General features: G+C 67.5%; 16 protein-coding genes. 4 read left to right on the forward strand and 12 right to left on the reverse strand.

Annotated elements, in window-relative coordinates; genetic code table 11:
- Window positions 1-187 precede the first annotated feature (187 nt).
- Entirely contained in the window at window positions 188-1,441 is a 1,254-nt protein-coding gene (locus tag HLV61_RS05290; protein WP_369253340.1) for a hypothetical protein, read from the reverse strand.
- Window positions 1,442-1,591: 150 nt separating this feature from the next.
- Here HLV61_RS05290 and HLV61_RS05295 point away from each other — a divergent pair, with 150 nt between their 5' ends.
- Window positions 1,592-2,113, forward strand: a complete 522-nt coding sequence (locus HLV61_RS05295; protein ID WP_369253341.1) for an HAD domain-containing protein — start codon at window positions 1,592-1,594, stop codon at window positions 2,111-2,113.
- Between the two features lie 9 nt (window positions 2,114-2,122).
- Window positions 2,123-3,037, forward strand: coding sequence for a class A beta-lactamase (bla, locus tag HLV61_RS05300; protein WP_440284468.1), 915 nt, complete (start codon window positions 2,123-2,125; stop codon window positions 3,035-3,037).
- On the opposite strand, the gene HLV61_RS05305 is transcribed toward bla, so the two are convergent.
- From HLV61_RS05305 to HLV61_RS05340, 8 genes are all read right to left on the reverse strand, one after another.
- Window positions 3,034-4,365 (reverse strand): DUF4407 domain-containing protein, encoded by a 1,332-nt coding sequence (locus HLV61_RS05305; RefSeq protein ID WP_369253343.1) that lies wholly within the window; start codon window positions 4,363-4,365, stop codon window positions 3,034-3,036. The genes bla and HLV61_RS05305 overlap by 4 nt on opposite strands.
- Window positions 4,362-5,237 carry a hypothetical protein gene (locus HLV61_RS05310; RefSeq protein WP_369253344.1) on the reverse strand — a complete coding sequence of 292 codons (876 nt, stop codon included), beginning with the start codon at window positions 5,235-5,237 and terminating at the stop codon, window positions 4,362-4,364. The genes HLV61_RS05305 and HLV61_RS05310 overlap by 4 nt, the downstream gene beginning before the upstream one ends.
- A 314-nt stretch (window positions 5,238-5,551) precedes the next feature.
- The gene (locus HLV61_RS05315; RefSeq protein ID WP_369253345.1) at window positions 5,552-6,742 is read right to left on the reverse strand and encodes a hypothetical protein; all 1,191 of its coding nucleotides are present in this window, start codon (window positions 6,740-6,742) and stop codon (window positions 5,552-5,554) included.
- 167 nt (window positions 6,743-6,909) lie between these two features.
- Window positions 6,910-7,530 carry a hypothetical protein gene (locus tag HLV61_RS05320; RefSeq protein WP_369253346.1) on the reverse strand — a complete coding sequence of 207 codons (621 nt, stop codon included), beginning with the start codon at window positions 7,528-7,530 and terminating at the stop codon, window positions 6,910-6,912.
- Between the two features lie 298 nt (window positions 7,531-7,828).
- Window positions 7,829-9,469: a nuclease-related domain-containing DEAD/DEAH box helicase gene (locus HLV61_RS05325; RefSeq protein ID WP_369253347.1), complete on the reverse strand. Its 1,641-nt coding sequence runs from the start codon at window positions 9,467-9,469 to the stop codon at window positions 7,829-7,831.
- Between the two features lie 201 nt (window positions 9,470-9,670).
- Window positions 9,671-10,513, reverse strand: a complete 843-nt coding sequence (locus HLV61_RS05330; RefSeq protein WP_369253348.1) for a protein NO VEIN domain-containing protein — start codon at window positions 10,511-10,513, stop codon at window positions 9,671-9,673.
- 121 nt (window positions 10,514-10,634) lie between these two features.
- Entirely contained in the window at window positions 10,635-12,437 is a 1,803-nt protein-coding gene (locus tag HLV61_RS05335; RefSeq protein ID WP_369253349.1) for a DEAD/DEAH box helicase, read from the reverse strand.
- Window positions 12,438-12,443: 6 nt separating this feature from the next.
- The gene (locus HLV61_RS05340; RefSeq protein WP_369253350.1) at window positions 12,444-13,865 is read right to left on the reverse strand and encodes a transcriptional regulator; all 1,422 of its coding nucleotides are present in this window, start codon (window positions 13,863-13,865) and stop codon (window positions 12,444-12,446) included.
- A gap of 150 nt (window positions 13,866-14,015) precedes the next feature.
- On the opposite strand from HLV61_RS05340, the gene HLV61_RS05345 reads away from it, so the two are divergent.
- A complete protein-coding gene (locus HLV61_RS05345; RefSeq protein WP_369253351.1) occupies window positions 14,016-14,681 on the forward strand; it encodes an HNH endonuclease in 666 nt (221 codons plus the stop codon).
- 273 nt (window positions 14,682-14,954) lie between these two features.
- Here HLV61_RS05345 and HLV61_RS05350 read toward each other — a convergent pair whose 3' ends face one another.
- On the reverse strand, window positions 14,955-15,452 hold the full coding sequence (locus HLV61_RS05350) for a very short patch repair endonuclease (RefSeq protein ID WP_369253352.1): 498 nt from the start codon (window positions 15,450-15,452) through the stop codon (window positions 14,955-14,957).
- Window positions 15,453-15,528: 76 nt separating this feature from the next.
- Between HLV61_RS05350 and HLV61_RS05355 the strand changes: the two genes are divergently transcribed.
- Window positions 15,529-16,881 carry a DNA cytosine methyltransferase gene (locus tag HLV61_RS05355; RefSeq protein WP_369253353.1) on the forward strand — a complete coding sequence of 451 codons (1,353 nt, stop codon included), beginning with the start codon at window positions 15,529-15,531 and terminating at the stop codon, window positions 16,879-16,881.
- Between the two features lie 213 nt (window positions 16,882-17,094).
- Here HLV61_RS05355 and HLV61_RS05360 read toward each other — a convergent pair whose 3' ends face one another.
- Window positions 17,095-19,110 carry a UvrD-helicase domain-containing protein gene (locus HLV61_RS05360; protein ID WP_369253354.1) on the reverse strand — a complete coding sequence of 672 codons (2,016 nt, stop codon included), beginning with the start codon at window positions 19,108-19,110 and terminating at the stop codon, window positions 17,095-17,097.
- Window positions 19,107-22,466, reverse strand: a complete 3,360-nt coding sequence (locus tag HLV61_RS05365; protein WP_369253355.1) for a DEAD/DEAH box helicase — start codon at window positions 22,464-22,466, stop codon at window positions 19,107-19,109. Before HLV61_RS05365 ends, HLV61_RS05360 begins: the two co-directional genes overlap by 4 nt.
- Window positions 22,467-22,538: the final 72 nt, after the last annotated feature.

Raw genomic sequence — 22,538 nt, forward strand, 5'->3', positions numbered from 1 at the left:
AGGTGCCGCAAAGGCCGCCGTCGCCACCATCGATTTGCGCACCGGCGAGGTGGCCGCCGACGACCGCATGCTGGCCGCCACCGCCGAGTGTCTCGGCGAGGGCTCCTGCGGCTCACCTGGCTGCTCGGCTGAGACGCCGGGCCCCGGCAGCGCGTGGCTGCCGGGGCCCGGGTCGGTCGGACCGTGCCTACTGGCTGACCGGGTCCTGTCCCTCGTCCTCGGCGCGCCGGCCGAACGTGCGCGCGGCGATCCCGCTGGAGATCCGGCCGGTCACCGACATGGCGCGGTCGAGGGTCTCGCTGCCGAGGCGCTTGGAGGCGTCCACGCCGTCCGCTCCGGTCTCGAGGACCCGGTCCCTGAGCTCCGCGGCCGCGTCGGTCCAGCCCCTCGCCTCCAGCGACTCCGCTCGCGACTCGATCCCGAGTCGCCCGTGGAGGTCGACGACGGCGGCGACGACGCGCTCGCTGGACTGCACCACGGCCGGAGACGCCACCGGGTTGAACAGCACCTTCAGGTTGGCGGTGGCCGCTGCTTCGGACATGCGGCCCAGCAGGCGCTCGGTGCTCTGCGAGATCGTGTCCAGCCGCTTCTGCCGGACCGCTCGAAGCCCCAGGCGATGGCCGTCCAGGTCGTCGGGAGCCACCTCCAGCACCCGGTCCAGCTCGATCACGGCCACGGCGTCGAGCAGCTGGAAGCACCGGGCGAGAACGGACAGCCACGTCTGGACCTTGGTCTCGACGTCCTTCGTCGCCTTGGCGAGGTCACCGATCCTCGCCTTGCGCTCGACCTTCTCCGCGAGGGCGTCGAGCTGGCGCAACGCGTACGCCTGGGTCCGCGCGATCGTCGCCGGCGCAGCCTGGACCTTCGACCAGGTCACCTCGTTGACCCGACCCCCGTGCTCCCGGATGGTCAGGGCCTCGTCGATGTCGAAGCCCACGCCGATCATGTCGGCCACGACGGCGTCCTCCTGGGCCCGGAGCACGTCATCGAGCTTCTCGTCGATCGTGGCGAGGTAGTCGGTGATCTGGTCCATGGCCTGCTGCATCGCGAGCTGCGTCATGATCCCCGCAGCACCGCTGAGCACCGCCGGGTTAGCGGCCTTCGCCCCGGGCCCCTGCGCGATCTGCAGCCACGACTTGATCGAGCCGGGTTCCCCGATCATCGCGTGACTGACGCCCGGCGTCTTGGTCGGCGTCAGCCCGTGCTTCGCGATCAGATCCGCCGACTGCTTGGTCAGCTTCACCCAGCGCCCCGAGGCCTCGGTCACCTGGGAGCCGGCATCCGCGAGCGCGGCCCCGCGACTGAGCACGCTCCCGAGCCTGGGCAGGTCGCGGGACCCGTACGCCAGCTTCTCGGAGATGAGGAACCGCTCGACCGCTGCCCGGTCGCCGATGACCGCCAGGCCATCACCGTCACTGATCAGCTGGACCTCGCTGGTCATCGTCGTCTCCAGGTCTCGAGTGGGCGGAGCTGTGCGGGCGTCCAGACCTTCGGAGGGTGGCCCAGGACGTTCAAGGTCAACGAGACGACCGAGTCCGACGCATGCGTCCTCGACACTCGTGGGCTCGGTGAAAGGCGCGAGGATCGGGGCATGAGCGCCCCCGGGGACCGTCCAATACTGCTGCTCGACGTCGACGGGGTCCTGAACACGCCCCGCCGCGAGGTGCCCGACGGCTGGGAGCGCGCCACGTTCAACGGCTTCCTGCTGTCCTGGGACCCGACCATCACCGCCCGCCTTCGGGAGCTGCACGAGTCGGGTCGGGTGGAGATCCAGTGGCTCACCACCTGGGCGGCGGACGCCGACCGGCTGCTGGCCGGCCCGATGGGGCTGCCGCGCGGGCTGCGCACGCACGCCCGGGCCGACGCCGCGCCGACCGGGTTCCTCGGCGTCTTCGGCGGCAGCTCGGGGTGGTGGAAGCTCACCGCCGCACAGGAGGTCGCCGCGTCCGAGCCCGACCGGCGGATCGTGTGGATCGACGACGACCTCGCCGAGCAGGCCGACGACACCGGCGACTGGCTGGCCGCGAACCCGCACGTGCTGGTGGTCGCGCCCGACCTCCACGTCGGGCTCACCCACGCGCAGCTCGACGAGGTCGAGGCCTGGCTCGGGTAGAACGTCCGGGTGCCGCTCCCGACCGCTGACCGACGGTGGGCCGGTCTCGCGTGCGCCCTCCTCGCCGTCGCGGCGTGCAGCTCACCGGAGGCCGCGCCTCCGCCGCCGACGACCGTGCCGGCCGCGACGAGCACACCCACCGCCGACGTAGCCGCGGACCTCGCCGCGCTGGAGGCGCGGTTCGACGCGCGGCTCGGGCTGTTCGCCGTCGACACCAGCTCGGGGCGGACGCTGCAGCACCGGGCCGACGAGCGCTTCGCCCACGCCAGCACGATCAAGGCGCTCGCCGTCGGAGCGCTGCTGGCGCAGACGTCGCCGGCGGACCTGGAGCGTAGCGTCCCGATCACGGCCGGCGACCTCGCCGCGGGGTACGCGCCGGTGACGGAGGGCCGGGTCGGGAGCGCCATGACGCTGGCCGAGCTCTGCGACGCCGCGGTTCGCTTTAGCGACAACACCGCGCTGAACCTGCTGCTGCGGGAACTCGGCGGCCCGGCCGGGCTCGACGCGGCACTCGAGGCCATCGGTGACGACGTCACCGAGGTCGCACGCACCGAGCCGGACCTCAACGGCGCCGTCCCCGGCGATCCCCGGGACACGACGACGCCGCGCGCCCTGGCCGCCTCGCTGCGGTTCTACGCGGTGGACGGCGCCGCCGCGGACGACCGCGCCCTGCTGGCCGACGGGCTGCGGCGCAACACCACCGGCGACGCGCTGATCCGCGCCGGCGTGCCCGCCGACTGGGAGGTCGGTGACAAGACCGACACCGGCGCCTACGGCACCCGCAACGACATCGCGGTGCTCACCCCGCCCGGGCGGGCGCCGATCGTGCTGGCCGTGATGTCGAGCCGGGACGAGCCGGACGCCGAGCACGACGACACCCTGATCGCGGAGGCGGCCCGGGTTGTCGTCGCGGGACTCGGTTAGTGCTTCGTGAGGACGGTGCCGTTCACGTGGTGTGAGCGGGCGACCTGCTGGTCCCGCCACCGCTCGACGCCCTGCTTGGTCACCTCGAGCTGGGCGTCGAGCACCATCCCGGTCGCGCGCGACTCCGCCTCCAGCGTGCGCGCCGCCCGCGCCTCGGCAGCCGCCAGCGCCGACCGCGCCAGCACCTCTGCCTCCTCGTACTCCGACTGCATGCGCAGCCGCACCCGCTCCTCGACCTTCTCGTCGCCCTGCGCGAGCAGGCGTTCGTAGAGGGACGGCGGACCGAGCGCGAGCATCGTCTTGAACAGGATCGGCAGGCACTCGATCGCCGTCATGAACCAGAACAGCAGCCGGTGCGCCGTCGCGAGGGTCGGGTTGCCCTCCTCCAGGCGGGACATCGCGGTGAGCCGGGCGAGGATGCCGTCGCTGTCGTCGACCGCCGCCTCGTGCGCGGCGACCTCGAGGTCGAGTCGCTCCTGGAGCGAGACTGCGTCCGCGCGCAGGACCGCGATCTCGTTCTGCTGGTCGATCGTCTTCTGGACTTCCTCTTCCTCCAGCCGCGCCTGCACCTCGCTCTTGAGGTCGGCGAGCTGCTGGGTCAGCGTGGTCACCTCCTGCTCGAGGCGGTCGCGGACCAGCTTCTTCGCCGCCGTGGCGGGGCCGTCGCCGGCGACACCGCTGCCACCCCGGCCGTCGAGCTCGAGCTGGTACTCCTGCTCGGCCGTCTCGAACCGTCCTCTCGTCTCGGTCAGCTGCTCCTGCAGGGCGACGACGGCTGAGTCGGCATCCACGTCGGCCGGGGTGACGCCATCGGCGAGGTCGGCCTCGAGCTCGGCGATCCGCGCCTGGTTGTCCCGCAGGTCCACCGTCCGGCTGTCCGCCTGCATGCGCTGGTTGAACTCGTCCTCGGCCTCGGCGGCCATGACCTCCACCTCGGTGGCGATCTCGGCGCTGAAGACGGCGAGCGTCAGCGGCGTGGAGACGACGGCGCCGATGAGGACGGCGAGCACCACGCGCGGCATCGCCATGGCCAGCGTGCTCCACCAGTGCTTGAGGCGCGGCGAGGAGACGACGAGCCAGCGGTCGAGGTTGAGGATGACCAGGCCCCACACGAGGCCGCCGAGGACGGCGACCGGCACCCACAGGTGCAGGGCGATGTGGAGCGCATAGCTCGCCGACACCACGGCGAGGCCGGCGGTGGAGAGCAGCACCGCGCCCATCGCGACCTGCTTGCCGCGCTCCTTGGGCGCCTCGCGCAGGACCTCGCGGTTGGCGCCGGCGACGGTGAGGAGGTGTTCGGAGATGGAGGCGCGGCTGGGGTACTTCACCGGGGGTCCTTCCGGGTGGCGCGGCGCAGGCTGTCGACGAGGGACCCGGGCACGCCGACGAGCCGCGGCGACACCTCGATCCGCGGGTGCAGTGCGTCCTGGGTGGCCCAGAAGGCGTCGAGCCGCTGGGTGACGAGCGAGGGGGCGCCGACGGTGGCGGCGACGTCGGCGTGCAGGGACACCGGCGGGGGCGCGGCGACGGAAGGCAGGTCGAGCTGCGGGACGGCCACCGCGACGACGACGGGCGTGGCCGCGGGCGTCGTCGAGAAGCGGTTGCGGCCGGTGACCTCGATGCGGCGGCTGGCGTGCACGTGCACCAGCGCCTCGCCGCACGGCGGGTGGCCGCCGCGGCCGTCGACGACGACGTCGCGGGCGTGCTCGAAGCACCAGGTGACGAGGACGGCCGAGCCCGGGCGGACGATCGCGTGGCTGACCGAGAGGGCGCGCAGGACGGGCACCTGGGTGTCGGAGGCGCCTGCGTCGGCCGCGATGCCGTGCCGGCAGGCGAGCAGCTGCGGCTCCGCCCCGATCGCCGTCCTGCCGGAGGCGGCCTCCTCGCGCCAGTCGCGGATCCAGCGGTCGGTCCACGGCAGCGATGAGTCCCGCCGCTCGGGCGGGCGCGGTCCGCGCGTGGGTCCGCGGCCGCCGCCGGTGTCGCGCCAAGCCCTAGCCCGCAGCCAGGCGAGGAGCAGGAGGAGGAAGAAGGACCAGAGGAAGGCCTCGGCGAGGTCCTTGAGGAAGCCGGCGACGAGGTCGGGCTGGAGGGAGCCGCTCCACTCGGTGTTGTTGCTGAGTGCGACGAAGCCGGCCAGGAGCAGAACCGCCGCCCATCCGACGACGAGCGGATCGCGGCGCAGCGGCTCCCGGAACACGTCTCCCCCACCTGCGGGACGTCCCCGCTGTCGCACACCCTCGGACCAACGGAACTCGATCGGATCGGAGTCCTCGGAAGTCGTACCGGGCGGGACCGACGGAAGGCAGGGTGCGCTCACCCTTTCGGGTCAGGCGAGCGACGGCTTACTCAAGCAAGTGCGAGCGACCTCACGGGAGCTGACCACTGCGGACTGGTGTGCCAAGTTCCGCCGCTCGCGCGCGAGGCCGTCCCACCGCATGTGAGCGCACGGTGGGACGGCCTCTGCCCTGTCCGGCTCCGGAGGACACTGCGGACACTGGTCCGACCGGCTGGTCAGGCGGTGAGCACCCCGGCACGTGCGTAACGTTCCGGAACGGTGATCAGCTCCACGTCGAAGACCTCACACACGCGTTGAAGGCGCTCACCCCACGCGGCGGTCTCGGCTCGGTACTCGGGGACCACGACGGCAGCACGGCAAGCGGTGTGGTCGAGGCCGAACCGGTCGAACCACGGCGCCAGGTGGACCGCCTGCCGGATGAAGTGGCGGTAGAGGACGGCCTGCCCGACCGCATGCCGGTAGTAACCGGCCACCCCCGCCGATCCCTCGGTCTTGAGCTCGAGCGCCCACGGCGTGGAGCCGTCCCGCATGAGCGCATCGAGGTAGCGGCCCGCGTTCGAGGCCGTCCGTCCCCAGCGCGTCGGGAACTGGCTACCCCAGTTGACCCTCAGGTCGCCCGACGGCTGCAAGAGCTCGAGCCGGCCCGTCGACGCGTGCACGGGCACCAGACCTCGCAGAACTCTCGCCTCGAGGGTGTGCTCCTTCTGCTTCGCGGGCTGGTCGGTCAGCGCCTCGTTCCAGGCGTCGGCGAAAGCGTTGATCGCGGCGGCGGCTCGGGTGACGGAAGCGTCCTCGTCCGTGACCTGCAGCATCCCCTCGGGCACGATCGAGAGCCAGGTGGTGCGCTCCGGGCCGCTCCTCCCCTCGTAGTCACGACCGACGTCGAGCCGCCCCTGTCGGGGACCGACCTGGGCGACCTCCAGCCCTTCGAGCCGGAGCGACCACCAGTTCGTCCTGGTCAGCATCGGATAAGCACGGAACTCCTCGCGCGGGACAGCCGCGAGGAGTCGAGCGACCAGCGCCGGCGGCTGCTCGCCGAGATTCAGCAGATACTGGCGCCACTCCGTGTACCGGTACTTCTCGTGGTCGCCCAGGTCGTCGAGCCCGCCCCCACTGATCGGCAGGACCTCGCCTCGGCTGGTCAGTCGCTTGAGGACGACGGAGAACGGTGCCTTGAGCTGCGCCGCCAGGGTCCTCAGGGCCCCTTCGGCTTCGGTGTCCGGATCGTCCTGGACCAGGAGGAGCACGACCTCGTCCGGGGCCACGGCCGTGTCGTCGAGGACATCGGCGCCGTGGAGATGGAGGTCGACGAGGTCGAGCAGGCCTTCGATCTGGTTCTTGGTGGTTGTCCCCACAGCGACGGCACGCTTGCCGTCGTAGACGCACCGGATGACGGTGTTGTTCACGGAGTTCCGACGGTCGGCCCTCGGGTCGACGGCCGTGACGCCGCGGACTCCGGCCAGCAACTCAGCGACGGCTGGTCTTGCGGACATGCGACTCCTCGATGTGTCTCAGTGCTCGATCGAGCTGACCTGCCGCGTGGACCTCGGAGGACCGGCGCGGCCTGCCGATGTCAGTCCCCGGTCGGACGGACGTTCTCCAACGCCCACTGGCTGGGTTCGAGGGTCGTGGCCTTGTACGGGCAATTCCTCCCCAGCAGGTCGGTGTAGGCAGCGGCCGCCTTCTGAGCCGCGGACATGGCCGCCTCAGCAGGGTCCGTCCCCTTGCCCTTGTTGCGGTACAGCACCCCGTAGAACATGGCGCCGAAGACGGTCGCCTCGTGCCAGCCGATGTTGCTGGTCGTCCCGATGTAGGTGATCGGCCCCTGGAGCACGTGCTCCAAGGCACGCTGCCAGGGCGCCGTGGCGGTCCTGCAGCCATCTGCGAAGACAGTCGATGTGCGGATACCTCGTCCCAGTCGGACGACGTCATCAGCCAGCCTGTCGAGTGAGTAGGACGTCCGCTGGTCACTGCTCTCGAAGGTCGGGCCGGCGTCTCCGTAGGCGCCACCGTGTGCCATGACGTGCAGCACGTGAGCCGGCGCGGTGAAGGCCATCCCCACGGTGAGGAGGTCCCGCGAGCGCACGAACTCCACTTCGACGATCGGGCTTTCGGCGCCCGCGTTGATGTTGTGCAGGGTCGCCTGCACGAAGGACATGGAGGCGTCGAACGCAGGATCGAGGCCGATGTCCACGAGTCGCACGACGCGGGGACGCATCGGCCTGCGGACACTCGGCGTCTCGGCCGGCATGGGCTTCGAGGACATGGACGCCCCTTCCGTTCTTGTGGGGACGCTCCGAGAGCGTCCGCGGCATGCCGCCTGTCTCTATCGGCAGGGACCGGCGCAACGCAGATCAGCCACATGAGCACCCGCGGCTGCGCCTAGAGACGAAGACGGCACCTGGCCGGTTCGACTCAAGTCAGGACAGCGATCGATCATCCGGATCGACGAGCGGACGCCCGGCTACGACGCGGTTGGCGCTCTGCCGGGCTCAACCGGTAGAGGTCAGCCGTCGGACGACCGCCTCGCCGCCGACGCGGCGGATCAGCTCCAGGTCGCCGCAGACGACCAGCAGGTCGCGCGCCCGGGAGAGGCCGACGTAGAGCATCTCCCGTGCCCGCGCCTCGTCCCGGAAGCCGTTGACCGCGAGGACGACGGCCGGCCGCTCGAGGCCCTTGAACCCCAGCACGTGCCCGTAGAAGAGGTCGTCGTCCTGCCAGTAGGTCGCCCAGTAGGCGTCCTGCCCCTCCGCCTGGCGCTCGGCCTGCACGGGATGGCGGCGGTGCGTGGTCAGCAGCGCCACGGCCTCCGGCGGCCAGCCCTCCTCGAGCAGTGCGTCGGCCGCGTCGTCGGCGGCGCTGACCGCCTCTTCTGGCGCGCACTGCACGAACCGCACCGGCACCCCAGCTTGCCCGCGGATGCGCATCTGCTCCGGCGCGAGGCTGGAGAAGGTGCCGGCGATCTGCTTGGTGTTGCGCAGGTTCTCGTTGAGCGGGATCGGCATGAGGTCGACGGTCGGCCGCCCCTGGCGGGCGAAGATGCGCTGCCCCTCGTCCGAGAAGACATAGAGGCATCCGTGGTCGGGATCGCGCAGTGCCGCGAGAACGGCGTCCCACCAGCTCTGCGCGAAGTCCTGCCCCTCGTCGATGACGACGGCGTCGAACCGCTGCTCCTCGGGCAGGGCTCCGGCCAGCTTCACCATCTCGGCCGGGAGGAACTCCTCCCAGTACCGGCTGTCGTCGTCGGACCCGGCGGGCACGCCCCAGCCGATGCCAAGATTGTGGAAGGTGCCGACATACGCCGGCCGCTGCCGCTTCGGCAGCTTCTCCACGCGCCGCTTAAGGAACTCGGCCAGCCCGCGCGAGTAGCACATGAGCGCGACCCGCTGGCCCTCTGCGGCGAGCCGGCGAGCCTTCTCCACCGCCAGCCACGTCTTGCCCGAGCCGGCTCCGCCACGGATTTCCACCCGGTGGTACGCGGTGAGCAGGTCGAGCACCTTGGCCTGGTCCCTCATGAGCAGGTCGCAGGCGGCCTCGCGCTCGGCCAGCGCGGCGAGGAGGTGCTGCTGCGGGATCGCCGTCCCGGCGAGGCAGTCGACCAGCTGGTCGACGTCCTCGGCGGTGGGCGGGTCCGGCTTGTCACGGACCTTTTCCAGCGCCGCGCGGATGCGGGCCGCGGCGTGCGGGACGTCGGTCTTGTCTAGCGCCATCCATCGCGCCAGGCCGGGTGCCATGAAGTCGCCGGGCAACGTTGTGGCCGGCACCGCGACGAGGTGGGCGGTACGCGGACGGCCGGCGGACCAGCGGGGATGGTCGGCCAGGTAGTCGCAGAGGAGGTACTTGCAGGCCACCGCCTGGTCGACCGGGTGGATGACGCTGTCGACGCCGTCCTGGCGTTGCCGCCACTCCCCGCGGTCCAGCGACACGCTGCCGCCCTTGACCTCGACCACCGCGACGCCCACGCCGGGCCACGCGACGATCACGTCCGCCTCCCGGTCCTCCCTGCCATCACTGAAGCGAAGGTTGCAGAAGAGGACGGCGTCGTCCGGAAGCTGTTCCTGCAGCGCCTCGGCGAAGAGGCGCTCGGCGTACGAGCCGGACACCGGCTCGTCCGGGAACCGCCGCGCGGTCACCGCCGCTTCGATCCGGTCATGCGCATTCCCCGTGGTCTCCGTTCCCGGGCAGCATTTCAGCCCAGCTCTGAGGGTTCGGACCGCCGCGGTCCGTGTACTCCCAACGGGTCACGCAGGCCCCGTCCGCACCATGTTGGCCAGCTGGTCGGCGGCCGCCTCGTACCGCCGACAGGTGCGCAAGGCTGCCATGAACCTCGACACTCAGGCGCCTGCACGCGGCGAGACGTGCAACTCACCGAGGGGGCCGCCATCGCGCCCAGCCACCGAAATTGGTGACTGCCACTCCACATGTGTGGTCGTCCACGCCGCGTCGGCGGTCGCCGAAGAATGCTTGCGATGCTGCAGGCCACCAGACAGGTCGAGACCGGCCAACAGCTCGTCCTGCCGCAGCTCAATACGGACGCTTTCCCAACGAGCGCCTAGCGCCACGTCACGTGGCAAGCGGTCGCGCACCCGCACAAAATCCACGGTGCCAAGCTTGGCGAGGTTGTGGTCTTCATCGAGCACTACGATTATCAACCGCCATGCAGGATCGGCAATACTCACTTCATACTCGTGCCGACTTACATAGATGATGATGCGACCTTGCCTGGTCGTTGATTTGACCTCCAGATGCCACGGTCCATCATCGCCGACCAGAACAATGTCGTAGCCAAAACCATCAGATTCAAGCGCCACGTGACTCGTCGAACCTGGCCGCACGGATTCGAGGTACTTCAGGAGCGCCCGCTCACCGGCCAATCCCACCCGCGCCCGGGCCTCCAGGTCGATCTTGCCGTGAGCCTGTCGAATGGCCAGCAGGGCAGCTCCGTTTTCAACGCCGAGTGACTCGGCAAGGCTCAGGGCATCTTGCGGCAGCTCAGTCTCGTCTGGGACGAGGAGATCCGCGTCACGAAGCCAAGCCGGAGCCGCACTCTCCAGCGCTCTCTGAAAGAGAAGCTGCCGAGCTTGTGGCAGCGGGAGCCCTTGCACACCCCGTTGCAGCGTCGGACCGTACGGCCCTTCCACGAGCAAACCTATGGTTCGAAGCCAGTCGAACGCCATCGAGTACTGCGTCGGGGACAAATCCGTGTACGAGACATCAGCTCTGATGAGAGCCGCAGCTTGAGCGACAGTCGAGCGATCGAGCAACCGGAGCCATCGCTCAGCTGCCCGAACGACTCCGTCAGGTGGAAGGACTGCCATTGAGGTGGCCTAGGAGTGCCCGCAGGTCGGCGCTGTCCATGCCAACCGAGGCGCTCGGCTCCTCCTCCAAATCGCCCAGTTGGAGGACCGCTTGATCGTCGAGGACTCCCCCTAGGAACTGCAGCTTGGCGGCGAGCCGCTGTTCCACGTACTCGTCGATGGTCTCGTTGGCGACGAGGACCGTAATGCGTGTAACCACGTCATCGCCCAAGCCGAGCCGATGGATGCGGTCAAGACTTTGCAGGAAGCGACCGGCGGCGAAGTCCCGGTCCACATAAACGGCATCGTGACACACTTGGTGGAGGCTGATGCCCTCCCCAAGTGTCGCCGGGTTCGAGAGCAGGACCATGCAACTCGGATCCTGCCTGAAGCGATGTATCTGCTCGGCTCGGTTATCTGATCCACCATGGACAATAGCCGGACTGAATGAAGCGAGAAGTCGCTCCAGCGACTTCAAGTTCCGGACGAAGGTGGACCAGACAAGCGTCTTTCGCCCGGCTGCCGCGTTCGTCGCGACGATGCTCAGCACCTCTTGATACTTGGGCGACATCTCGTAATGCGGCAGATCCCTCAGAAGCTCCGCCAACGAAGAGCCTTCCGGAGGCTGGAGCGGGGGCACGCGGTATGGGAGGGGCTCATGTGGGCTCGCCCCAGCCGCCAGCAAGGCTGGCGTCGTCGCTGCCATGAGCAGGTAGAGGAGAACCCGACCGAGTGCTTCCACGTCCTGCTCGCCGCCGCGCCATCGTCCGGACATGTCGCCGCGCAGGGCGGCGTACAGCTCCTTGTGCAGCGGCGGCAGATCGACCCTGCGAACAGCGGTCTCAACCGGTGGCAGCTGAAGCTCGAGCTTGGTCGTGCGCACGAACAGTGGCTTCAGAAGCGTGCTCGCAGTGCGCAGGTCGTTGCCGACGACGGCTCGAGCTACAGCCGAGCGGCCCTGCCCAGGCCAGACGAACGAAAACAGGTTCTCGAGGTCTTTGACCCCGTTTGGCGCCGGGGTCCCGCTAAGAATCAGCCGCGTGGTGGCATAGGGCCCGAGCGCCAGGCAGGCCGCGCCCCACGCGCCGGCGGAGCCAAGTTTCATCCGATGCGCTTCGTCTAGGACGAGCATCGCCGGGCGCCCCTGAAGCCACTGGATGAGCGCGGCCTCGGCGTCCGGAAGTCTTTCGTAGTTGACCAGAAGAACGTCGCACACCGGCGCCGTCGGGCCATCCATGATTGCGACGCGCAACGGCGACTCAGGGAAGCAGATCGCCGATTCGACCTGCCAGCTCTCAAATGCCGCCTTCGGGCAAACAACCAGCATCCGCTCGATGCCACTTGCATCACGGCGTGCCTGGAACAGCGCGAGAGTTACCCGGGTCTTACCTGCCCCCGGCACGCTGAAGTTTGCCCCGTGACCTAGCTCGAACAGCCTTGCTAAATCCCGCTGCTGAAAGCCTGTCAATGATGCGTCCCAAGGCTCTCCGAGCTTGGGTGCAGGCGGCAATGGTGACGCGTCACCGGCGTCAAGCCGAGACGCGATCACTGCGGCATCCGAAGCGTTGTCCTGGACCAGGGACAAGAGTGCAGGCTGCCAGCGGACGTCCTCGTCCGTGGTCGGCCATCGCGCCAGTTCGTGGAGGTTCACGAGCAGGTCGTCAATGTCGACATCGAACGCGTGCATATGGATGCTCGCGCTGCTGACGAATCGGCTGCGCAGCGTTTGGAGATGTGCCGTGCTGCCAGCGTCGGAGGCAATCTCTACGCGGCCCGCCCGGGTCGAGAAGCGGAGATCAAGCATGTGCTGTCACGAAGCCGTGTCCGGCATGCTCGCCACCGCCCGCAGCCAACTAACGCCGTCGCTCTTGCTGTCGTTCCCTCGGGTCACCAGCTGCGCCAACCTCACGACATTAGCCCGGAGCTGTACAAGGGCATCCTCAAGGTCCTCCGGGTTGAAGTTGCTCGTCGAGCGGGCGTCGGCAACTGCAGAATGTGACAGCTCAAGGGCCTCATTGGCATCGGACAGGCGGTCTGCGGCTGCGAACCTCTTCTTGATCACCCGGCCTTGCTTGCCTGCCTGAGTCAGCGCAACATCGAGCGCCTCGTCCACCTTCTTCAGCGTGGCGTGCGCGGCCGCAACCGCGGCCGGCGTCGCTGCTCCCTGTCCAAGCTCGACCGCACGAGCCTGCAGCACCTGGTCGGTCAGAGTGCGAAGCGTCTCGACCTTCTGGCTCGGTCCCGCGACCGAGATCGTGGTGCCTGGGATTTTGAGCCCCGAGGGGCTGGCCACCTTTGGCTTGGGTAGCACGTCCTTCATATAGCGCTCTGCAAAGTCCGCCTCGATCAAGCGCACATCTGTCTTCGACTTGCCCAGCGCTACCGCCAGCAGCCGCTGCTCCCGCAGAGCCTCGGCATCCTCGGGTGACTTTGCCTTGAGGGCCGTATAGGACCTGTGGAGCTCCTCGAGCTTCCCCTTGTCCGTCTCGAAATCGACGAGACGCAATGCCAGAGGCTGGCCGCTTGCGTCCAGCGTCTCACTGCGCTTTATGGCTTCCCGAATGAACGTAAGAATCCAGCGTGACCGCTCAAAGGTGGCAGCCTTGATACGGAAGTCCCGCTGAATCTCAGCAACAGGGCGGCCAGCCACCACTCGCTCATCGACGGCAAGGAGAAAGTTTACGAACGAATAGTCGCGCTTGTGATCCCTGCGCAGCTGCAGGGAAAGCTCAATAGACTGGATGTCCTCGATACCCGCATCAGTGGGGAGGACGCCTACCCGGATGTGCTCCTGACCGAGCTCCCGGAGGGCTGCACATCGGGTGTTGGCGTTGATGAGCACGCCGTCGCGCGTGATGATTCCGGGCTCGTTCTGGCCGTGGAGGCGGAGGTCTTCCTTCAGCGCCTCAAAAGCCGGGTCGACCTTCTTGGGGTCGGCCGGGTCGCCCATCAGCAGGTGATGCAGGTACGCCTGCGCGGCCTCTCCGAATGGGTTGCTGTCTAGCTCGCGATCCCGCACAGGGTCAAGCGACCGCTGGGCACGCACGCGATGAGTGCCGGGGTTGTAGCTGAGAACGTTCACAGGCATCGTGATCACCTGCACGGGTCGCTGCTGTCCGCGCCACTCGATCGTGACCGTCTCCTGCAGTCCCTGCTCCTCGCTGACCGCTGCAAGCCGCGCCTCAGCGAGCTGGCGTACATCGGCAGCGTTGGGTGGCGCTAGGGGGTTCATCTACTCTCCGCAGGTCCGGAAATCAGCTTCCATCGCTTACTACACGCCTCAGGACCTCAGGTACAGCAGGCGCACGGACCGAGTCCCTCGAACGAGGCTCGCGGTCGGCAGAGACGCCGGGAAGGCGCCACGATGCCGCATCATGAGCGCATGACAGTGCCGGACTGGAAGACGTCGTCGAAGGGCACCCGCGTTCGTGCCGCCCTTTGGCTGCACAGCGAGGTTGGCGAGGGCGGCGTATTTACGAAGTCGCAGCTACGCGAGGCGTTTCCAAACGTAGAGCAGATCGATCGCCGGATGCGGGACCTCCGCACCGAAGGCTGGATCATCGCGACGTACCGGGAGGACCGCTCCTTATCGGTTGATGAGCTGCGCCTTCTTCAAGAAGGCGGCCCGGTGTGGGACCCAAACTACGTCTCCAAGCAGAAGGCATCGGTCAGCGATAAGGAGCGGCGGGCGGTATTCGCGGCGGACAATTATGCCTGCGTGTACTGCGGAGTCAGTGGTGGCGAGACCTATCCCGACGATTCACTTCGAACGGCCAAGTTGACACTGTCCCGTGTCGAGCCTCTCGACGGCGGAGCAGCGCAGCTCGCAACGGCCTGCGACCGGTGTCACGTTGCGGCTCGGGATGACGCCGCACCGAACAACCTGCTCGAGGCCATCGATGCGCTGGAGCCGGAGCAGCGCACCCGCCTGCACGCTTGGATCCGGCAAGGCAGGCGCCCGCAGCCTCCAGAAGAGCGCCTCTGGGCGGATTACCGCCGCCTGCCCCATGCGGCGCGGCTTGCCGTGCACAAGCATCTGGAGGGCTGAGGTCAGGAAGACTCGCCGGTTCCTCCGACGCTCCACCGCACCGCCAGGGCACTCAACATCACCCTCGCGCGCGAGAGCACCCCTTCCCCGCCTAGCCATCACCGCCTCACCACGCGGACGGCGCTTCTGGGCCCGGGACTGGCTGCGGCACCCATCCCGACGGTCCTCCCGGACAACCGGCCAACCCGCCCGGTGAGCGTGCTCGCGTCTCGGCCTGTCGCTGCGAAAGCAACCGTCACTTGCGAATCCCCTTCCCCGGTTGTGTCACGGGGGTCAGTTAGCCTCGGAGGCATGTTCGAGGGCGGCAACCACAAGGTCGACCGCCGCTTCGATGGGCGTGTGCTCCCAGACGCGCAGGACACGCCAGCCGGCCGAGGTCAGCGCCTCGTTCGCGATCTTGTCGCGCTCAACATTGCGCCTCAGTTTGGGAGTCCAGTACCAGTCATTCGTCTCTGGCTGACGACCATGCGTGGGACAGACGTGCCAGAAGCAGCCGTCGACGAAGACCGCCACGCGCCGTCGGGTGAACACCACATCGGGGCGCACGCGAACACCGTCGAGATCCAGCCGATGGTCCTTCCGGAATCGGAAGCCCGCTCGATGCAGTGCCGACCGAAGGGCAAGTTCCGGCTTCGTGTCAGCCCGCCGGATGGCGCGCATGTTTCTCGAGCGCCCCGGGTCAGGCGGGCGCGGTACGCGAACCGCAGCGGCGCTCTCGTCGATCGGGCCTCCCTGCATGACTGAAAGTGTGCCCATGAAGCGGTCGGCCACGCTGCAGCGCACGCCCAGCGGTCGGACCACGGCGACGGCCGCGCCAGGCGACGGAGAACGCAGCCAAGGAGAACCTGTGACAGACCTCAGTGTTGTCGAGATCTGTGCCGGGGCGGGCGGTCAGTCACTCGGGCTGCACCTGGCAGGCTTCCGTCACGAGCTCGCCATCGAACTCGACCCGGCTGCCTCCGCCACTCTGCAGGTCAACTTCGCCCGGCTGCTCAAGGAGGAAGTCGCGCGAGATCTAAACCTGAGCAAGACGGACCCATCAGTCAGCGCCGAGGCCGAGCGACGGGCCGCTGACTTGGTTCGAACGGGAGACGTGGCGGACGTCGACGTCTGGGATCCAGCAGAACACAAGGGCGTAGCGCTCCTGGCTGGAGGCGTCCCCTGCCCTCCCTTCTCGATTGCCGGCAAACAGCTCGGCGCAACGGACGAGCGCGACCTATTCGCCTGGGCGGTCGAGCTAGCGGGCCGCATGAAGCCACAGGCGGTCCTTCTTGAGAACGTCCGTGGACTATCGTCCCCTCGGTTCGCGGCGTACAGGCAGGCCGTCATCGACCGATTTGAGGACTTCGGATACGTCGCTGACTGGGAACTTCTGGAGGCTCGGGACTTCGGTGTCCCCCAGTTACGACCCCGCTTTGTCCTCGTCGCCCTTAAGCGAAAGTTCGCTCCCTACTTTGAATGGCCCGAGGGGAAGCCTACTCAGGAGACCGTAGGTAGCGCCCTGCTCCCAATGATGGAAGCGAACGGCTGGCCTGGTGCTGCGGATTGGGCCGCGGACGCCAAGGGCATTGCTCCCACGATCGTCGGCGGTAGCAAGAAGCACGGTGGTGCGGACCTGGGGCCCACAAGGGCCAAGCGCGCGTGGGCTGCTCTGGGCGTCGACGGGCATGGTTTGGCCGATACGGCTCCGGACGAGGACTTCGTGGTTCCAGCCCATGGCAGGGGGCCGAAGCTGACCTGTGAGATGGTCCAACGGCTACAGGGGTGGTCAGGACCTGAATATGAGCAATGGGTCTTCACGGGCCGCAAGACTTCGCGTTATCGGCAGATCGGGAACGCGTTTCCTCCGCCCGTAGCGAGAGCCGTCGGATCCTCTATCGCTAGCGCACTGCGCATGGAAGGCGACCCCGCGCGCTTGAGTGCCGAGCGGAAGATGCATGACGAGGTCTACCGCCTACTGCGCGACCACGGCGGTTGGCTGACGGCTGACCGCATCTATCAGCTGGTCGGTGGTCGGCTCAGCATTGATGAGATCGCAAAACGAGTTCAGATTATTGGCAGAGACTTCGATATTGAGACAAGAGCACGCGCTAACCGCGTTAGCTGGCGCCTAGGCGAGTTCAAGGCCTTCCGGGGCCAAGAGGATCATCAGCGACACGCTGCTTTCGTAGAACGTCGCTCGCGGAGCCGTATCAGCTGACCACGACGTGACCGCCTGGACTGAAAAGGCGGCCGCGAATCTTTGTCACTTGGCCGACTCTTCGACACCCTTCGTCGATTTCCTCGCCTCTACGCAGAAGCGCCCCCACGGTTTTCGCACGCGCCAGCGACCTCATCGCGAAGCCCTCCGCAGAAAACGAAAGACTTCGACCGGCACTGAGTTCTTCGGAAACCGAACTCTCGGTGGCGTGGGCTAGTTGATTCTGTCGGCAGGGGCACGTCGAAGCCCATCCGGTAGCGCCTTCGAATGCACCACTGCGAGGGAACGGTTGGCTCGCGTCAGGCTCGTGTACAGAAGCCCGTGTCCCCGCAAGTTTGTCGGGAAGTCAGACGGCTCAACTACAACGACGGCATCAAACTCAAGGCCACGCGCATCATTCGCAGAGAGCACCCGCACCGTCAGCTGACCGTCCGAGTACTCATCGCTGCCCGCCGCTCGAGCCCGCCAACCGTGGCTGGCGAACGCTGAACGGAGCGACCCGCCCTCCACGCCAATCACAGCCACCGTGCCTCCATGGTGGTTCCGTGCCAGCCTGGCCCCTGCCGTGACCACGGCCCGGGCCATGTCGGCCGGACGTACTTTCAAAGTGACAGGAAGACGCCCCTCCCCCTGTACCGACACGCCATGCCGTTCGTGCCTCGGAAGAAGATGACCAGCGAACTTGTGAATGGCCGTCGTCGACCTGAAGACGCTGCGGTAATCCTCGATGTGCGTTTCGACGTCAAGGTCCAGAAACTCCAGGCTCTGTCGCCACGACAGGGCGCTGTGATCCGATCGCCGCTGATTCATGTCGCCGACGAGTGTCCACCCGGCGTCGGGGCGGACGAGCAAGCGCAGGATGCGCCATTCGATCGGCCGCACATCCTGGGCCTCGTCGACGATGACGTGCCCCGGCGACTCGAAGCGATGCTTGCCGGATGCGAGCCCGCAGTACGCCAAGAGCGGCGACAGACGATGCCTGCGAAGAGCCGCGCTCCAGGTGGGGAGCGCGCGCAGGTAAGAAATCCAGTCGGGCGGGGCGAAGGCCGACTTGGCGACCATCTCCTCATAAACCAGGCGCGCCGCCTCTGACCTCGAACTGGCGTGGTCGAGCCGACCTCGCCGTCGCAGCATGTCGGCTGCGGAATCGACCAGCGTGCACAGCTCTCGATCGAAGTCCCGATAGGTCTCCGCCCGGCTGTCTTCAGCACCGCTTGCCACATCGAGCTCGGGCATGAGCTTTTGGAACACATCGTCGAGGCTGCGCACGATGACCCCGTCATCGGGCGCGAGCTCGCGCACCGCACGCTTAGTATGCTTCACGTAGTTGTCGGTGGGACCGAGCAGGAGCACCTTGCCCACGATCGGGGTGCCCGCTCGCTGCGGGTGCGTCAGGTAGGCGGCACGGTGCACCGCGACGATCGTCTTGCCGGCGCCGGGGTGACCTTGCACCACGAGCGGCGCCGCCGGATCCCATTTGACCAAGTCGTGCTGTCGCGGCTGCAAGGTTGCGAGCACGTGGTGCAGTTCTGCCCGGCGGGGAAGGGCCAGGATGCGGAGGAGCGCCTCCCTATGCCTCAGGGCCTTTGCGTCAGGGGCGGAAGTAGCGCTCGGCGGCGCGGACTTCGTTGGGGCCACATGTGCGGGCGATGCCGCTTGGGGTGGGCTACCAGTCAGCCTCGCCGGCATGTTCTCGCGCGGGGCAGGCGCCGCCGGGGGCTCGCTGCCGTCCGGGACCTGCGTGGGCCTGACCGCCACCGGCGGTCGCGGCACCACTAGCGCCACCTTCCTATCGAAAGCCGTCTTCGCGTCCCCCGAGTCCCGGCGCTCGTCGTCGTAGGCCACGATGTCGTCACCGCGGGACGTGAAAGCCCGCGTGATCTGCACATCCCCCAACAAATTTGAACCGTCACCGTGGCCGTAATAGGCGTCCGCTGCGGGCGCAGCCCAGCTGATGACCACGAAGTCGCGCTCCTGGGCAAACCACTGGCCGATGTAGACGTCGTCCGTGTTGAGTGTTGGGTCGGGTGCAGTCAGTCCCATGCGTCCCACGAATGGTTGGGGCATCGGACGCTCAAGCTGTGGCACACCCTTCCTGCCCTGCCTTGCTTCGGACACGCGCGGCTTGGCGACCCTTACCGCCCGTTTCGCCTTGTCCGTCAAGGTCTGCACGTACCGCTTGTTCCGTGCCCGTTCGTCCGCAAGGACGGCTGGATCCTGACCGCTCACTCGCACACCTCAAGCACACAGACAGCAAGCGGAGACACCGTCACGTCCGGCGCCCCGGCATTGTCGAGGTCGCTGAGCGTCTGTCGGTGAGCCTCCTCGCGGCGAGCCAGCTGGCTGTCGAAGAGCTTCACACCTCGACTCTTACCGCGTTCGAGAGCTGTCAGTCTCCGCGCCTGAATCGCGGCGCGCGCTCGTTGGTGCTGGTCCTCAAGGAGCACCCTTCGGGAGTCGATGAGCGAGGAGATCTCAACGCGCCGCCTGTCGTTCTCGTGAAGCATCCGCCCGTCCATCAGGTCCTGAAGGGAGTCCACGCATCTGGAGAGCGATGCAGGGATGGGCCCCTGGCCCTGCTGAAGCTCACCGGTAGCTAGGCGAGCGAGCAGAACATTCACGTACTCATCGCTCACGAGCCGACCATCCGTCGTCACCGCAGATCCCCAGATCTCCTGGCCCGCGCGAGGCGCCTCCCATCGCGCCACCGCCAGCTGGACGACGAAGGTTCCAACTTCCAGCTCTCCCCGACCCGCCACACGGACGACTGCGAAGCGAGCGCGACGGTGCTCGGGCACGTTGGCAGCAGCTAGGGCAAGCGGGTGCCGGGCCGACAGCAGGTCCATCGTTTGGTTCTGGCGGGCCGTTTCCTGGTCCAGCGCGAGATACAGCAACTCCTCGTTTCGGAGCGCGCGCACATAGGGACCCGCCTCATCCCGGCTCAACCTCTCGTCGACCACGAGCCGATGAAGTCGATCGGCCATGTCGCGGTTGCCTCGGAGGCGCAGGCTCACGCCGCCATCGATCACGACCGGAGGTGGCGCCTGACAGATGGAGGCCCAGTCCTCGAGTAGGTGCTGGAGCTCGGCGGCGCCGACGTACCGACCGGACGCCACGAGGTTCCGTTCCAGGCCGGCGACATCGTCGGTCGACGCCCCAAGCAAGAACGGTGTTGCCGTCTCGAGATCTTCGAGACTGCTGCGCTGCTCCTCGATTGCGGCCAGGGCTTGGTCCGCTTTCGCCGCTCGCTGCTCGTCGCTGAGATCGAAGTCGAAGACGACGTCCTGAAGCGCCTTTAGGTGGTCCGTGACGATCGGTTCCAGCGCTCCGATGCTGCCCTCGAAAACGCCGATCCGAGAGAGAAGCCGCTGCTTGATGCGGTCATCCAGGGCCGCCGGGCACCAGACATTGAGGATCGAGACTCTCTCTTCCGCTTGCCCGATCCGATCGATGCGCCCGATTCGCTGCTCGACCTCCATCGGGTTCCACGGCAAGTCGTAGTTCACGACCGCGGAGCAGAACTCGAAGTCCAGACCCTCACTGGCCACCTTGTTGGCCAGCACGAGGTCGTACCGACCGTCACGGAAGTCCGCCATGATCTGGTTTCTGCGGTCACGGTCGACACCACCGTGAAGGATTGCCACTCGGCAGCGGCCCCGCAGGCGTGCCTCGAGATAGGCGAGCGTCGGACGCGAGAAGGTGAAGAGCAACGCTCGACGTCCTGAGTCGATAACCTCGAGCAGCTTCGGAACGACGGCGTCAAACTTGCTGTCGATGCCAGCCACCTCGTCCGCTGCCTTTAAGAGCTGCACGTGCGGCCGGAGCATCGGAGGCTTCGCCGTTGCAGACGGCACGGTGGTCGAGTCCTCGTCAGAGACCTCCTCCCCCAGGCCCCACTGCAGAACCGCATCTCTCGCGGCAGGAAGGCAAGCCGAGGCAAGGCGAAGCGGCATCTGCATCGCGAAGCCGGCTGGCTGACCAGCCGCCGCGGCGCGGTTACGGCACCAGGTGACGTACTCGTCGTAGAACCGCGCCTCCGCCGCGGTCCACGCCACTTGCGTGTCCATGGCATGCCGGACTGCCTTCTTCTCGTCCACCTCGGCGCGTCGGGTGCGAGTGAAGACCGACGAGAGGACGTTGAGCTCGGAGAGGTAGCGCCGCGCCTGCACGATCTCTCGTGCACTCAGCTCGTCTTGTCCCACAAGTTCGCGCAGCGACGCGAATTCGCTCCGCCTGACCAACGGGCGCCCCATGGAGAGAGAACGCATCTCGTCTAGTGCCCGCAGACGAGCGACGCCATCGGCATCCGGGGCCGCGAGCAGCGCACCCACGCGATTCAAGACAACGTTCGGTTCCAGCTGGAGCTCTAGGGACCCGACGTCACCGAAGTCCCCGGGGGCAAGCAATTCCAGCAGGTTGTACAGGTCCTCGTTACGCAGGTTGATCGGGGTTGCAGTCAGCAGGACGAGTGCCTCGGCCCAGTCGCTCAGCAGCGCGCCAGCCTGATGGGACGCCGTGCTGGCGTTCCTCATGTTGTGTGCTTCGTCAACGATTGCGAGACTCAACGGCCCCGCCAGGTCAATCAGTTCGTCCAGTGATTCCCACCTGCGGAAGCTCTCAAGGCTGGCGATGTACGCGAAGCGTCGCGGCAGGCGCTGCTCCCGTGCCCGCTGCTCGAAGTCGGTGGCCGTTGCGCCTGAGAGCTCCACGAGCTGAAAGCCGAACCTGTCTTCCATTTCCCGACGCCACTTCGCAACCAGCGATGCCGGGCACACGACAAGCACCCGATCGGCAGATTTGCGCGCCTCGAGCTCTGTCCATACGAGGCCTGCCTCGATGGTCTTGCCGAGCCCTACCTCATCGGCGATGAGGATGCGGGACTTACCCGACTCGAGCATGCGGATGACCGGGCGGAACTGGTATGCGCGGAAAATGGTCCGCGTGGCACGAAACGAGAACAGCGTGTCGGTGAATGCGCCGGCAAGCTTTTCGCGCGTCAGCGTCGCGCTCAGACGTCGGGCCGTGTCGGGAGGCTGCCTGATCCAGTCGTGGACCGTGTCGCTCGAGTGCAGCCCGGTCAGCGAGTCCTCGCCAAAGGTGACCAGCCGCCCGTCCACCCGGAGTTCGTAGATCCATTGCCCGCCCGAGAACCGGCGGCCTCGTACGGGGTGGTCACGGCCGGTACTGACGACTGCGACGTCGTCGTTAACCGCGAACAGCGGCGCTGGAACCTCGGCTCCACCCGGCCAGAGATGGTCCATCCACGCCTCTACGTCGCGCAGGGCGTGATCTTCTGGGAGCACTTCGGTCGCGAGGCACTGGCTGGTGCCGGCGGGCGCTCCCTGAGAGACGACAAGGGCCCTGGTCTGCGTGAGGCCCGAAAACCAGTACACCCCCTCGGGGAGTTCGACTTCAGCTTGGCCTAAGTGGCGCACTTCCCCAAAGAGGTCGCGATGCTCAAACCGGTTTGGCCCGACGAACAGCGCGTCGCCACCAGGAACGACTACGGCAAGCTCCGAGGCATCCTGCGCTTCCGGGTGGTACCCGTAGCTCGTCCTGACCTGCTCCGCCGTGTATCCGAACAAGCTTCTTCGCTCCCCGTTGCAGACTGCCGCGAGCTAATCACAGACCGCGACCCGCATGACTCCTATCGGATG

This window comes from Geodermatophilus amargosae (assembly GCF_041028265.1).
In the GTDB taxonomy this organism is placed as follows: Bacteria; Actinomycetota; Actinomycetes; order Mycobacteriales; family Geodermatophilaceae; genus Geodermatophilus; species Geodermatophilus amargosae_A.

Excerpts from the sequence above, each read along its gene's own strand:
- HLV61_RS05340 (WP_369253350.1), bottom strand. The coding sequence starts at position 13,865 with ATGAACCCCCTAGCGCCACCCAACGCTGCCGATGTACGCCAGCTCGCT.
- HLV61_RS05330 (WP_369253348.1), bottom strand. The coding sequence starts at position 10,513 with ATGGCGTTCGACTGGCTTCGAACCATAGGTTTGCTCGTGGAAGGGCCG.
- HLV61_RS05295 (WP_369253341.1), top strand. The coding sequence starts at position 1,592 with ATGAGCGCCCCCGGGGACCGTCCAATACTGCTGCTCGACGTCGACGGG.
- HLV61_RS05345 (WP_369253351.1), top strand. The coding sequence starts at position 14,016 with ATGACAGTGCCGGACTGGAAGACGTCGTCGAAGGGCACCCGCGTTCGT.
- HLV61_RS05335 (WP_369253349.1), bottom strand. The coding sequence starts at position 12,437 with ATGCTTGATCTCCGCTTCTCGACCCGGGCGGGCCGCGTAGAGATTGCC.
- HLV61_RS05290 (WP_369253340.1), bottom strand. The coding sequence starts at position 1,441 with ATGACCAGCGAGGTCCAGCTGATCAGTGACGGTGATGGCCTGGCGGTC.